The sequence below is a fragment of the Streptomyces tardus genome (assembly GCF_018101125.2).
GTDB classification, from domain to species: domain Bacteria; phylum Actinomycetota; class Actinomycetes; order Streptomycetales; family Streptomycetaceae; genus Streptomyces; species Streptomyces tardus.
On record NZ_JAELVF020000001.1, the window covers coordinates 3,964,951 to 3,979,207 of the forward strand.

The 14,257-nt window shown below is 73.5% G+C and carries 8 protein-coding genes; 7 read left to right on the forward strand and 1 reads right to left on the reverse strand.

Going from position 1 to position 14,257, the window contains the following annotated elements; translation table 11 throughout:
• The first annotated feature begins 185 nt into the window (after positions 1-185).
• The 5 genes from JGS22_RS16970 to nudC all read left to right on the forward strand — a co-directional run bounded on the left by JGS22_RS16970 (position 186) and on the right by nudC (position 10,491).
• Positions 186-593 carry an MGMT family protein gene (locus JGS22_RS16970; RefSeq protein WP_211039455.1) on the forward strand — a complete coding sequence of 136 codons (408 nt, stop codon included), beginning with the start codon at positions 186-188 and terminating at the stop codon, positions 591-593.
• A gap of 204 nt (positions 594-797) precedes the next feature.
• The gene (locus tag JGS22_RS16975; RefSeq protein WP_372454315.1) at positions 798-4,316 is read left to right on the forward strand and encodes an ATP-dependent helicase; all 3,519 of its coding nucleotides are present in this window, start codon (positions 798-800) and stop codon (positions 4,314-4,316) included.
• A 184-nt stretch (positions 4,317-4,500) separates the two neighbouring features.
• Complete coding sequence (locus JGS22_RS16980) at positions 4,501-8,040, forward strand: ATP-dependent helicase (protein ID WP_308405715.1); 3,540 nt, start codon at positions 4,501-4,503, stop codon at positions 8,038-8,040.
• Positions 8,041-8,049: 9 nt separating this feature from the next.
• Entirely contained in the window at positions 8,050-9,480 is a 1,431-nt protein-coding gene (locus JGS22_RS16985; RefSeq protein ID WP_211039453.1) for a M20/M25/M40 family metallo-hydrolase, read from the forward strand.
• 69 nt (positions 9,481-9,549) lie between these two features.
• A complete protein-coding gene (gene nudC, locus JGS22_RS16990; RefSeq protein ID WP_211039452.1) occupies positions 9,550-10,491 on the forward strand; it encodes an NAD(+) diphosphatase in 942 nt (313 codons plus the stop codon).
• 261 nt (positions 10,492-10,752) lie between these two features.
• On the opposite strand, the gene JGS22_RS16995 is transcribed toward nudC, so the two are convergent.
• Positions 10,753-11,007: a glutaredoxin domain-containing protein gene (locus JGS22_RS16995; RefSeq protein ID WP_216815021.1), complete on the reverse strand. Its 255-nt coding sequence runs from the start codon at positions 11,005-11,007 to the stop codon at positions 10,753-10,755.
• Between the two features lie 279 nt (positions 11,008-11,286).
• Here JGS22_RS16995 and JGS22_RS17000 point away from each other — a divergent pair, with 279 nt between their 5' ends.
• Both JGS22_RS17000 and JGS22_RS17005 read left to right on the forward strand, forming a co-directional pair.
• Positions 11,287-13,527 (forward strand): ATP-dependent DNA helicase UvrD2, encoded by a 2,241-nt coding sequence (locus JGS22_RS17000; RefSeq protein ID WP_372454270.1) that lies wholly within the window; start codon positions 11,287-11,289, stop codon positions 13,525-13,527.
• Positions 13,528-13,776: 249 nt separating this feature from the next.
• Positions 13,777-14,166: a hypothetical protein gene (locus JGS22_RS17005; RefSeq protein ID WP_236073182.1), complete on the forward strand. Its 390-nt coding sequence runs from the start codon at positions 13,777-13,779 to the stop codon at positions 14,164-14,166.
• Positions 14,167-14,257 lie beyond the last annotated feature (91 nt).

The window sequence follows — 14,257 nt, forward strand, 5'->3', positions numbered from 1 at the left end:
CCGCCCGCACGATGGTGGCATGAGCTGACACGGGCGCCGCACATCAGGGTGGCGCTGACGGTTCGACGGTCATCAAGTGCGAGGTTGAAACACCAGGTCAGGGCCGGTTCGGGCGTACCGTGCGCCGAGGTCGGGCAGAGCGGGGGAGCGGCGCGCTGTCGGTGGCGTGCGGCACCATTGCCGACATGCCCGCCCAGCACCGACCCGCCGCCCGACCGGACTCCCCAGCCGCCGACCGCGCGGACGACCCCGTCTGCGACCCGGACGCCATCCCCGACTTCGCCGAGCGTGTGCTCGATGTCGCCGAGCGCATCCCGCCGGGCCGGGTGATGACGTACGGCGACATCGCCGAGTGGCTGGCCGACGGCGGCCCGCGGCAGGTGGGCCGGGTGATGGCGCTCTACGGCGGCGCCGTGCCGTGGTGGCGGGTGATACGCGCGGACGGTGTCCTGCTGCCCGGCTCCGAGCGCCGTGCGCTGGAGCAGTATCGAGCGGAGGGCACCCCGCTGCGCGAGGCGGCGCGCACCACCGCCGGGCAGGCGGTGCCCAGAGTGGACGTGCGCCGCGCACGGTGGGACGGGCACAGCGACTGAGCGCTCCAGCCATCCGGTACGGCTGTTCACATCCACCAGCTTCCGTCATCGCGCCAAGGCTCATTCGATGGGGCGTCCGTACGGGGTACCTCCGGCCCGCCGCGGTTCGGTGAGCGCCTGGCGTACCGTCGGCACCAACCAGAACAGACCCCAGGACCGGCGAGACACGTGAGTTCGTACCCGAAGTCCCCCGCGTACCGATTGGTGCGCACTCCGCCGGTCAAGGTCGGTCTACCTCGTCTGGACGCAACGCAGCGCGCTGTGGTTGACCACACCGGCGGACCTTTGCTGGTGCTCGCCGGTCCGGGCACGGGCAAGACGACGACACTCGTCGAATCGGTCGCGGCGCGCGTGGCGGAGGGGGCCGACCCCTCGCGGATCCTGGTGCTCACCTTCAGCCGCAGGGCCGCGGTGGAGCTCCGCGACCGGATGGCCGCCCGGCTGGAGGGCGGTGCACCGCAGGCGACGACGTTCCACTCGTACTGCTACGCGCTGGTCCGTGCCCATCAGGAGGCCGACCGCTTCGCCGAGCCGCTGCGGCTGCTCTCCGGCCCCGAACAGGACCTCTACATCAGGGAGTTGCTCGCCGGGCAGCAGGAGCTGGCGCGCGGTGGCCGGGTGCGCACCCGCTGGCCGGACGAGTTGCGCGCGTGTCTGACCACCCGCGGCTTCGCCGACGAGGTCCGCGCCGTGCTGGCGCGCAGCCGTGAGCTGGGACTCGGCCCCGAGCAGCTGACGGGGTTCGCCGCCCGGGCCGGTCGTCCCGACTGGTCCGCTGCGGCGTCCTTCCTCGCTGAGTACCTGGACGTGCTCGATCTCCAGGGCGTCGTGGACTACGCCGAGCTGGTGCACCGCGCGGTCCTGCTCGCCGAGCGCCAGGGCCCGCAGGGCGCCGCGGAGACCCTCGCCCGGGCGTACGACGCGATCTACCTGGACGAGTACCAGGACACCGACCCCGCGCAGGTACGGCTGGTGCGCGCCCTGGTGGGTGCGCCGGAGCGCGCCCGTACGGTGGTCGCCCTCGGCGATCCGGACCAGTCGATCTACGCCTTCCGCGGCGCGGACGTGAACGGGATCCTCGACTTCCCCCACACCTTCCGACGCCCGGACGGGTCCCCCGCCCGCGTCGCCGTGCTGCGCACCAGCCGCCGCGCGCCCGCACGGGTGCTCGCCGCCGGCCGGGAGCTGGCCCGGCGCATGCCGCTGCCGCGGCTGCCCGCCGACGCCGTACGGGCGCACCGCTCGCTCACCGCGAGCCGGCCCGGTGGGCGGGTGCAGGTGTACACCTGCCCGACCCAGGGCGCGGAGCGGGACACCGTCGCCGACGTACTGCGCCGGGCGCACCTGGAAGAGGGCGTGCCGTGGTCACAGATGGCAGTGCTGGTGCGCGCCGGCGAGCGGACGATCCCCGGACTGCGGCGGTCGCTGATCTCCGCGGGGGTTCCTCTGGACGTCGCCGGTGACGATCTGCCGCTGCGGCGCGAGCCGGCCGTGGCGCCGCTGCTCACCGCGTTGCGGGCGGTCGCCGAGGCGGCTGCCGCGGACTCCGAGGAGCGTACGGAGGACGGGAGTTCGGGGGAGCCCGGCGACCCGGCGGATTCGGCGGATCCGGGAGCTGCCGGGTACGCGTCGCAGGGATCCGCGGACGTCGGTACGGCGGCGCAGGCTCCCTGCTGGTTGGACACCGAGACCGCGCTCACCCTGCTGGCCTCTCCGCTCGGCGGGATGGACGCCGCCGACCTGCGCCGCCTGGGCCGGGCGCTGCGGGAGGAGGAACGTGCCGCCGGGCACCCCGTGCCCAGGCCCTCGGACGAACTGCTGGCCCGCGCGCTCGCCGAGCCGGAGCGTCTCGTCGCCCAGGAGCGGAGCCATGCGCAGGGCGCCCATCGGCTCGGCCTGCTCCTGCGCAAGGCGCGGGAGTTGCTGGCCGGCGGCGGTACGGCCGAGGCGGCGCTGTGGGAGTTGTGGGACGGCACCGGGTGGCCCCAGCGGCTGGAGCGCACCGCCCGTCGGGGCGGCGCCGCGGGCCGGCACGCGGACCGCGACCTGGACGCGCACTGCACGCTCTTCGAGATCGCCGCCCGCGCCGAGGAGCGCACCGGCGGTCGCGGCGCGCTCAACCTCCTGGAGGAGCTGGACGCCCAGGACATCGCCGCCGACACGCTCGCGGGCCGCGCGGTGCGGCCCGACGCCGTACGGCTGATGACCGCGCACCGCGCCAAGGGGCTGGAGTGGTCGCTGGTGGTGGCGGCAGGTGTACAGGAGGGGCTCTGGCCGGATCTGCGCCGCCGTGGCTCGCTGCTGGAGGCCGACCGGATAGGGCCCACCGGTCTCGCCGAGCCGATGGCGGCCGGTGCGCTGCTGGCCGAGGAGCGTCGCCTGTTCTACGTCGCGGCCACCCGGGCGAAGGAGCGGCTGGTGGTCACCGCGGTGCGCGCGGCTGCCGAGGACGGCGATCAACCCTCTCGGTTTCTCCAGGAGTTGGGGGTCGAGCCGAAGGACAGCACAGTGCGGCCACCGCGTCCGCTGTCGGTCGCGGCGCTGGTCGCGGAGCTGCGGGCCACCACCGTCGACCCCCGGGCGAGCGAGGCGCTGCGCACCGCAGCCGCCGAACGCCTCGCCACCCTCGCCGACCTGAGGGACGACGACGGCAACCCGCTCGTTCCCGTGGCTCATCCGCAGCGCTGGTGGGGGCTGTACGAACCGACGCGCAGCGAGGTCCCGCTGCGCGATCCGCAGCAGCCGGTGGCGCTCTCCGGCAGTGCGCTGGGGCAGTTGGTGGACGCCTGCTCGCTCCAGTGGTTCCTCGGTCGCGAGGTGCGCGCCGAGGAGCCCGCCACCGCGGCACAGGGCTTCGGCAACGTCGTCCACGTACTCGCGGACGAGGTCGCCTCGGGCACCACTCCGGCCGATCTGGACGTGCTGCTCGCCCGGCTCGACTCGGTGTGGGACGCGCTCGCCTTCGACGCGCCGTGGAAATCGCACCAGGAGCGCGACAGCGCCCGCGCCGCTCTGGAGCGCTTTCTGCGCTGGCACGTGCTCGACCGCGGCGGGCGCCGGGCCGTGGCGAGCGAGCGCGAGTTCGACGTGACGCTCGCCGCCGGCGAGGTGCGGGTACGCGTGCGCGGGACAGTGGACCGGATCGAGGAGGACGGCGACGGGCGGGTGTACGTCGTGGACTTCAAGACCGGAGCGGCCAAACCGACCGCGGCCGAAGTAGACCGTCATCCGCAACTGGCGGTCTATCAACGGGCGCTGCAGGAGCTCTCGCCGGAGGCGGAACCCGGCGGTGCCGAGCTGGTGCATCTGCGGCTCGGCGCGCCTAAGCGGGACGGCGGTGACACGCTCCCCGCGGTCCAGCGCCAGGAACCGCTGCCGCAGGCCCGTACGGACGGGGACGGGGAGGCGCGTACGGAGCTGCAGGCGCGTACGGAGCCGGAGCCGGGGAGCCCGGAGGCCCCGGACCCGGCGGGCGGGGCCGGCAGCGGCGAGGGGACGGCCGCCGGGCCGGCTGCTGCCGCAGCCGAGGAGGCGGCCGGGGCGCCGGAGCAGGGTTCGGCCGGGGCGCCGGAGCGGGACGACTGGCTGGGCGGCCTGTTGGCGACCGCCGCCGGCCGTGTACTGGAGGAGCGCTTCACCCCCACACCGGGGCGGCAGTGCGCGAACTGCTCCTTCCGCGCGGCGTGCAGCGCACGGCCGGAGGGCCGCCAGACCGTGGAGTGACACGCCAGACCGCGGAGTGACACGCCCGCCCGTGGAGTGACACGCCCGCCCGCGCCCACCCGCCGTGGCTGCACCGGGCCGGTGCCGACTGCACCGACCCAAGTGCCGCCGCGCCACGGGCTGTTGGACGCGGGTGCTGACCGGCGGCGTTCGCTGTCAGCGCCCTCGGCTACGGTCTCTACTCGTGGCACAGCTCGACCGACCCGACCAGCTCAAGGAGCTGCTCGGTATCCCGTTCACCCCGGAGCAGCTGGCGTGCATCACCGCGCCGCCCGCTCCGCAGGTCATCGTGGCCGGCGCCGGTTCGGGGAAGACCACGGTGATGGCGGCCCGTGTGGTGTGGCTGGTCGGCACCGGGCAGGTCGCGCCGGAGCAGGTGCTGGGGCTGACGTTCACCAACAAGGCCGCCGCGGAGCTGGCCGAGCGCGTACGCAGAGCGCTCACCAGCGCCGGAGTGCTGGGCGAGGCCGCGCTGCCGCCCGGGGCGCCGGTCGGGGGAGCGGGGTTCGGGCCGCAGGAGCCGGTGGGCGAGCCGGCGATCTCCACCTACCACGCGTTCGCGGGGCGGCTGCTGAAGGACCACGGGCTGCGGCTCGGCGTGGAGCCCAGCGCCCGGCTGCTCGCCGATGCGACCAGGTTCCAGCTGGCCGCTGCCGTGCTCCGCTCCGCGCCCGGTCCCTACGAGTCCCTCACCAGATCGCTCGGGACGCTGGTGAGCGAGCTGCTGGCGCTGGACGGCGAGTTGGCCGAGCACCTGGTCGCGCCGGAGCAGCTGCGCGAGCACGACACCGAGCTGCTGGCGCTGCTGGAGAGCGGGGAGGTCAGGCTCACCAACGTCGCGCTGCGCCAGGTGCCGCGCACGGTCCGGGGGCGGTTGGAGCTGCTCGGGCTGGTCGAGGAGTACCGCAGCCGCAAACACCGTCGCGAGCTGCTGGACTTCGGCGACCAGATCGCGGTGGCCGCCCGGCTGGCCCGGGACGTGCCGGAGGTGGGGCGGCTGCTGCGCGAGGAGTACGCCGTCGTCCTGCTCGACGAGTACCAGGACACCTCGGTGGCCCAACGCATCCTGCTCGCCGGGCTGTTCGGCGGCGACGGGCACCCCGTGACGGCGGTCGGCGACCCGTGCCAGGCGATCTACGGATGGCGCGGCGCCTCCGTCGCCAACCTCGACGACTTCCCACTGCACTTCCCGGCACGCGACGGCAGCCCGGCCGACCGCTACTCGCTCAGCGAGAACCGCCGCAGCGGTGGCCTTCTGCTCTCGCTGGCCAACGAGCTCGCCCTGCCGCTGCGCGAGCGCCACCAGGGTGTGCACGCACTGCGCCCGGCGCCCGGCGCGGAGGCCGACGGACGTGCCCGCTGTGCGCTGCTGCCCACCCACGCCGAGGAGTTGGAGTGGCTCGGCGACTCTCTCGCGCACCTGGTGCGCACCGGCACGCCCCCCGGCGAGATCGCGGTGCTGTGCCGGGGCGCCGCCGACTTCGCCGAGATCCAGTCCGTGCTGACGGCCCGCGGCCTGCCGGTCGAGGTCGTCGGCCTCTCCGGTCTGCTGCACCTGCCCGAGGTCGCCGATCTGGTGGCCATGTGCGAGGTCCTCCAGGACCCCACGGCCAACGCCTCGCTCGTACGGCTGCTGGCCGGTCCGCGGTGGCGGATCGGGCCCCGCGATCTGGCGCTGCTCGGCCGCAGGGCCCGGCTGCTGCTGCCACCGCGCGGTGGCCGTGACGAGGACGCCGACCAGCGGCTGGCCGCGGCGGTCGAGGGCACGGATCCGGCCGAGGTGCTCTCCCTGGCGGACGCGCTGGACACCTTCCTCGAGGCAGAGGGGCACGAGGACGAGCTGCCGTTCTCGCGGGCGGCGAGGGTGCGGTTCGCGCGGTTCGCGGCCGAGATCAGGGAGTTGCGCAGGTCGCTCGCCGATCCGCTGATGGACGTGCTGCACCGCGTACTGTCGGCGACCGGTCTGGAGGTCGAACTGGCCGCCTCCCCGCACGCGTTGGCGGCCAGACGCAGGGAGACGCTGGGCCAGTTCCTGGACGTGGCGGCCGGCTTCGCCTCGTTGGAGGGCGAGAGCACCCTGCTGGCGTTCCTGGGTTTCCTGCGGATGGCCGAGCGCTACGACAAGGGCATGGACAGCTCCCTGCCCGGCGGCGAGGAAACCGTCAAGGTCCTGACCGCGCACCGTTCCAAGGGCCTCGAATGGGATGTGGTCGCCGCTCCCGGGCTGGTCAGCGGCCAGTTCCCGAGCAGCAGGGGCCAGACGTCCTGGCTGACCGGCGCCGGCGTACTGCCCCACCCGCTGCGCGGGGACGCCCCGACGCTGCCGGAGCTGGGGGGCTGGACCGCCAAGGACCGCACGCGCTACGACACCGCCCTCACCGATCACCAGGCGACCGAGGAACTGCGCCTGGGCTATGTGACGTTCACCCGGCCGCGCTCGCTGCTGCTGGCGTCCGGCCACTGGTGGGGGCCTTCGCAGAAGAAGCCGCGCGGCCCGTCGGCCTTCCTGGAGGCGGTCCGCGCACATGTGGAGTCGCAGCCCGCGCACGGTGAGGTGGAGGAGTGGGCGCCGCCGCCCGGCGAGGACGAGGAGAACCCGGCCCTCGCCGCGGAGGCGGAGGAGCGGCGCTGGCCCATGCCGCTGGACGCGCAGGCGCTGGCGCGTCGGCGCACCGCGGCAGCAATGGTGCTCGACCGGCTGGAATCCGGTCCCGTACGGCAGCCGGGTGAGACGGACGCGTACGGGCAGGAGCCCGTCGGCACCGGCCGGTTGCCGCACCCGCGCGGGGAGCCGCGCGAGGCGGAGCCGTGCGAGGAGCACCCGCGCGGGAAGGAGTACCGCCGTCGGGAGGCAGAGCCGGGCCGTGCGACCGATGCTGCGGAGGCCGAGGGCCTCACCCCCGAGGAGCGTCGGCTCGCGGCCTCCTGGGATCGCGATCTGACAGCTCTCGCCGGTGAGTTGCGCCGCGCCCGCCGCCGGGTGCACGAGGTGGAGCTGCCGCCCTCACTGACCGCCTCCCAGCTGATGCGGCTGAACGCCGACCCCGAGCGGTTCGCACGCGAGCTGGTGAGGCCGATGCCGCGCCCCCCGCAGCCGGACGCCGCCCGGCGCGGCATCCGGTTCCACGCCTGGATCGAGTCGCGATTCGAGGAGCTGACCCTGCCGATGCTCGGCCCCGAGGAGCTGCCGGGCGCCGGCGATCACGGGTCGGACACCGAGCCCGTGGAGATCGCGGACGAGCGTGAGCTCGCCGCGCTCAAGGAGGCGTTCGGCCGTACTCCGTACGCGGACCGCACCCCCTGGGCGGTCGAGGAGCCCTTCCAGCTGGTGCTCGCCGGGCGGGTGGTGCGCGGCCGTATCGACGCGGTCTACCGGGACGAAGAGGGCTTCGAGATCGTCGACTGGAAGACCGGCCGCCGCCGTGCCGCCGACCCCCTCCAGCTCTCGATCTACCGGCTCGCCTGGGCGGAGCGTCACGGGCTGCCGCTGGATGCCGTGCGCGCGGCGTTCGTCCACGTCAGAAGCGGAGAGGTGGTCCGTCCCGCCGGGCTCCCCGGCAGACAGGAGCTGGAGCGACTGCTGCTGACCGGCAGCGCGCGGGAGCAGCCGGAGGAGCCGCCGGAGGATCCCGGCGCGGTGGCCCCGGTGCCGAGCGGCGACCCGTACGGCAGGACCGGACCCGACCCCGGGGCGGGCGACCGGCGCCCCCCGTCGGCCGGATAGGCTCGAAGGATGAGCGACACCCCGGACAGCGCCGTCCGCGACGCCGTGACGAGCGGGTTTCCCCGTTTCCTCGACGAGCTGCGGGAGTGGCTGCGCATCCCCTCGGTCTCCGCCGATCCGGAGCGCGCGGCCGACGTGGACCGCAGCGCCCGATGGCTGGCCGAGTCGCTGCGCCGCACCGGTTTTCCGACGGTGGAGGTCTGGGAGACCGAGGGGCTTCCCGCGGTCTTCGCGCACTGGCCGGCCGCCGAGGCGGACGCCCCGACCGTGCTCGTCTACGGCCACCACGACGTACAGCCCGCCGAACGCGGCGACGGCTGGCAGTCCGACCCCTTCCAACCGACCGAGCGCGAGGGGCGTCTCTTCGCCAGGGGCGCGGCGGACGACAAAGGCCAGGTCTACTTCCACACCCTCGGCGTCACCGCCCACCTCGCCGCCACCGGCCGCACCGCTCCCGCCGTCGGGCTGAAGCTGCTGATCGAGGGCGAGGAGGAGTCCGGTTCGCCGCACTTCCCCGCCCTCGTCCGTGCGCACGCCGGCCGGCTGGAGTGCGACGCCGCCCTGATCTCCGACACCGGAATGTGGGCGGCCGACACCCCGACCGTGTGCACCGGGATGCGTGGGCTCATCGACTGCCAGATCGATCTGAGCGGCCCGGCCCAGGACATCCACTCCGGTTCCTTCGGCGGCGCGGTGCCCAACCCGGCGGAGGCTGCGGCGACGCTGGCCGCGGCGCTGCACGACGACCGCCGCCGGGTCACTGTCTCCGGCTTCTACGACGGGATCGTCGAACTCACCGAGGAGGAGCGGCGCCTCTTCGCAGAGCTGCCTTTCGACGAGGCGGCGTGGCTGCGCACCGCCCACAGCGGCGCCACACTCGGCGAGGAGGGCTACTCCACGCTGGAGCGGATCTGGGCGCGCCCCACCGCGGAGGTGAACGGCATCGGCGGCGGCTACCAGGGGCCGGGCGGCAAGACGATCGTCCCGGCGACAGCACAGCTCAAGCTCTCCTTCCGCACGGTCGCCGGCCAGGACCAGGAGAAGATCCAGCAGTCGTTGCGCGAATGGGTGGCCGCCACGCTGCCGACCGGTGTCCGGTACGAACTGACCTTCTGGGGCGCTACCCGCCCCTGTCTGACGCCGCTGGACCACCCCGCGCTGCGTTCTCTGGTGAGGGCCATGGGCCGGGCGTTCGAGCAGCCGATCCGCTTCACCAGGGAGGGCGGTTCGGGACCCGCGGCTGATCTCCAGGACATTCTGGGCGTACCGGTGCTGTTCCTGGGTATCTCCATCCCCTCCGACGGCTGGCATGCACCCGACGAGAAGGTGGAGATCGACCTTCTGCGCAAGGGGGCCGAGGCCGCGGCGTACCTCTGGGAGGAGCTGGGCGCCCACCCGCGTCCCGCAACCGCGCGGCGGCCCACCACGCCCGGACCGTGAACCCGGTGTCCGCCCGAGCACGAGCAGCAGTCAGACCGCCCGCGAGTTCCACAGGGAGCAGAGACCGCAGTGACCTCCAGGACCGCCCGTACCATCGCCCACCAGGTGCCGCTGACCGTGAACGGCGGCATCGACCGGGGTGCGAACCACCGGCTCGACGAGGCGTGGCTCGGCGCCGCCTGGAGTCACCCGAGCACCCGCTGCTTCGTGGTCTCCGACGGCCGCGCGCTGGTCGTGGACACCGACGACGGGCGCACCGAGCTGGTGACCACACCCTCGTTCGAGGCTCCCTTCACCGAGGCCCACCGGTACTTCCTGGGGACCGGGACCGACGGCGTCCGCTACTTCGCGCTCCAGAAGGACACCCTTCCGGGGCGCATGGACGACGACGCCAGACCGGCCGGTCTGCGGGAGGCGGGCGCCCTTCTCGGGCCGCGTGACAGTGAACTCCTGGTGCACGCGGTCGCGTTGGAGAACTGGCAGCGGATGCACCGCTTCTGCTCCCGCTGCGGCGAACGCACGACGATCGCGGCGGCCGGTCACGTTCGCCGGTGCCTGGCGTGCGGAGCGGAGCACTACCCGCGCACCGACCCCTCCGTCATCATGCTCGTCACCGACGACCGGGACCGTGCGCTCCTGGGCCGGCAGGTGCACTGGCCGGAGGGCCGTTTCTCCACACTGGCCGGCTTCGTCGAGCCGGGTGAGTCCATCGAACGAGCCGTGATCCGAGAGGTGTTCGAGGAGGCGGGGGTCGTCGTCGACGAGGTGGAGTACGTCGCCAGCCAGCCCTGGCCGTTCCCCAGCAGCCTGATGCTGGGCTTCATGGCGCGGGCGGGCTCCTCGGAGATTCGAGTGGACGGCGAGGAGATCGAGGAGGCGCGCTGGTTCTCCCGGGACGATCTGCGCGCTGCCATCGAGAGCGGCGTGGTCCATCCGCCCGCCGGAATCTCGATCGCGGCCCGGCTGGTCGAGCTCTGGTACGGCAAGCCGCTTCCGGTCCCGCTGCCGTAGCGCGGTGCGCACGCCGCCGGGGCCGACCACCGGATGCGGAACGGTGGTCGGGCGCGCCGACGGCAGGACGCCGCCCGGCCCCCGGACCGCCCGCCGCGGGCAGCCGCGGGCCGGGCCGCGAGCCCGGCCGAGACCGCGCGCCGGAGCGGCTTGCTCGGACGGGCTCGCTCGGACCGGCTGCCGTCACCGGAACCGCTCGGACCGCGGACCGTACGGCTCGTCCGGACCCACCCCGGGCTGTCCGGGGAGGCCCGGTGCGGGTCAGGCTGCCAGCGCCTGCTTGACCTGGGCCAGCGAGGGGTTGGTCATGACGGTCTCGGTGCCCGAGGGGGAGACGACCAGCAGAGTGGGGACCGTCTGGTTCCCGCCGTTGGCCTTCTCGACGAAGTCCGCCGAGGCCGGGTCGTGCTCGATGTTGACCTCCGAGTAGGCGATGCCCTCGCGGTCCATCTGACCCTTCAGCCGGCGGCAGTAGCCGCACCAGGTGGTGCTGTACATCGTCACGCTTGCGGACATGGGTGGTGTGCTCCCTCGGGTGTGGCGGCGTGCCTGGGCAGGCCGGTGGGCAGTGCGGTCACGGGGCCGCGGGCCGACTGGCGGCGCGGGCTCCGAAAGACGCAACGAGCGGGCGGCGCCCAGCATTCCCGGCTGGCGCACCGCCCGACGGGCTGCGGCAGTATGACAAACCCTTCACGGCTGTGGACAATCGTCACGGTCGCGAGGCGGTACTGGCAGCATGTGCGTGTGACTGCCGCCCCACAACCGACTCCTCCCACCCCCTCCACCACCGCGTCCGTGTCGACTGCCGCCCCGGGCCCGGCCGCGCACACCGCCCCGAGCTCCTACGGGCTCCTCCCCGCCCCGCCCGAATCCGCCGACGGCGTCCTGGAAGGCCTCGACCCGGAGCAGCGGGAGGTGGCGACCACTCTGAGCGGCCCCGTCTGTGTGCTCGCCGGCGCCGGTACCGGCAAGACCCGCGCGGTCACCCACCGCATCGCCTACGGGGTCCGGGCGGGCATCCTGCCGGCGGCCGGCGTCCTCGCGGTGACCTTCACCAACCGCGCCGCGGGGGAGCTCCGGGGCAGGCTGCGGGAGCTCGGTGCGAGCAGCGTCCAGGCGCGCACCTTCCACTCCGCGGCGCTGCGGCAGCTGCGGTACTTCTGGCCGAGGGCGATCGGGGGCGAGCTGCCCCGTCTGCTGGAGCGCAAGGCCGGGCTGGTGCACGAGGCGGCCAAGCGCTCGCGGCTGCGGCTGGAGCGCTCGGACCTGAGGGACGTCACCTCCGAGATCGAGTGGGCCAAGGTCACCAGGACGGTCCCGGAGGACTATGCCGCCGCCCTTGCCAAGACCGGTCGCACGCCCCCGCGCGATCCGGCCGAGGTGGCGCAGGTCTTCACGGCGTACGAGCAGCTCAAGCGGGAGCGCGGCACCATCGACTTCGAGGATGTGCTGCTGCTGACCGTCGGCATCCTGCAGGACCGCCAGGACATCGCCGCCCAGGTGCGCGGCCAGTACCAGCACTTCGTGGTCGACGAGTACCAGGACGTCAGCCCCCTCCAGCAGCGGCTGCTGGAGCTGTGGGTGGGCGACCGGGAGAGTCTGTGCGTGGTGGGCGACGCCAGCCAGACGATCTACTCCTTCACCGGCGCCACCGCGGACTACCTCCTCGACTTCCGCGTCAGATATCCGCAGTCGACCGTCGTCAAGCTGGTGCGCGACTACCGCTCCACGCCCCAGGTCGTCCGCCTGGCGAACGGCCTGCTCGCGCACGCCTCCGGGCGGGCGTCGCGGCACCGGCTGGAGCTGATCTCCCAGCGGGAGCGCGGCCCCGAGCCCGTCTTCACCGAGTACCCGGACGAGCCCTCGGAGGCCGACGCCACCGCCAAGCGGGTGCGTGAGCTGATGAATTCGGGAGTGCGGGCCGCGGAGATCGCCGTGCTCTACCGGACCAATGGCCAGTCCGAGCTGTACGAGCAGGCGATGGCCGATGCGCGGGTGCCGTACCAGCTGCGCGGCGCCGAGAGATTCTTCGAGCGTCCCGAGGTGCGCGAGGCGGAGACCAAGCTGCGCGGCGCCGCCAAGGCCGGCGGGAACGACTCCCTGCTCGACGGCGCGGAGGACCTCGTCTCCCAGGTCCGTGCGGTGCTCGGTCCGGTGGGATGGGCTCCGCGCGCCCCGGCCTCCTCGGGTGCGGCCAGGGACCGGTGGGAGTCGCTGGCGGCGCTCGTGCGGCTGGCGGAGGAGCTGGCCCAGGGACAACCGCGGGCAGCGCTGGGGGATTTCGTCGCCGAGCTCCAGGCGCGCGCGGCGATGCAGCACGCGCCGAGGGTGGAGGGCGTGACCTTGGCGTCACTGCACTCGGCCAAGGGCCTGGAGTGGGACGCCGTCTTCCTGGTGGGCCTGACCGACGGGATGCTCCCGATCACCTACGCCAAAACGCCCGAGCAGTTGGAGGAGGAGCGCCGGCTGCTGTACGTCGGAGTCACCAGAGCCCGGCGTCATCTCGCACTGTCCTGGGCGCTCGCGCGTTCGCCGGGAGGCAGAGCGGGTCGCAGCCCGAGCCGCTTCCTCGATGGCCTGCGTTCGGGCGGCAGCTCGGTCGGTGCTTCCTCTGCGGCCGGGGGGCGCCCTTCCGCGGGCGGGGTCGAGCGAGCCGAGAGACCCAGGGCGAGAGCGGGCCGTACGACCGCGCGGTGCCGTGTCTGCGGCCGGACGCTCACGGACGCCGGGGAGATCAAGCTGCTGCGCTGCGAGGACTGTCCCTCCGACCTGGACGAGCAGCTGTACGACCGCCTCTGGGTGTGGCGTTCTCGGCAGGCCACGCTGCTGCGTCAGCCGCCGTACTGCGTCTTCACCGACAAGACCCTGATGGCCATCGCCGAGGCGACCCCGGACACCGCCGCCGAGCTCAGCCGGATCCCCGGAGTGCGGGCGCGCAAACTCCAGCAGTACGGCGCGGACGTCCTGGCACTGTGCGCGGGGGAGGAGCCGCAGGAGGACCCGGCCGGGCCCGGCGACGAGCCCGCGCCGGAGTGAGAAGGGACTCGTGGACCGGAGTGAGAACGGGCTCGCCGACCAAACGGAGAGCGTCACTCCGGGCCCTGTCACAAGAACTGTGACGAACGAGAGTGAAAAATAGTTTGCGCCCGCCGCTACAAGCCTCATAGCCTCTGTGACGTGGAGAGAGCGGGTTTTTCCCGCTCCGACTCTGCCCTGCTGTACATCCCGAAAACGTCGGGCCCGACTTCGGTCCGGCCCCTGAAGCGCCGAGAGGAGGCGATCGACATGGAGATCAAGACCACAACCCTGGCAGCCCGTTCGGTCGTCTCCGCATGCCCGAGCGTCGCCGGCCTCCGAGGCACCGGTGTGTCCGTCGCCCCGCAGGCCAAGCTGCGCTTCCGCGGCGAGCGTCGCGCCGCCGAGTTCCTCGGTGGAGTGGCCTTCGGCGGATTCGGTGGAGAGGTCTTCGGCTATGAGGGCCTCGCCGTCGAGCGACCGACCAAGGCATCCGCAGCAGTAGCGGCAGGGGATTCCTCTGTCCGCGTCGCAGCGATGGCAGCAGCGGGTGCCGGCCAGCAGCAGAAGTCCCAGAAGCAGAACTCCCAGCAGCAGAGCATTCAGCACCACACGATGTGGGCCTTCCGTGGGCCTGAACCCTGGAGATCACCCACCTGATCGGCGAGATCAGGTCGGCACCTCTCCAGGGCCGCGGAACCCACACCGGGATCCGCGGCCCTTCTGTTTGCCCCGACACCATTCGGGGCGC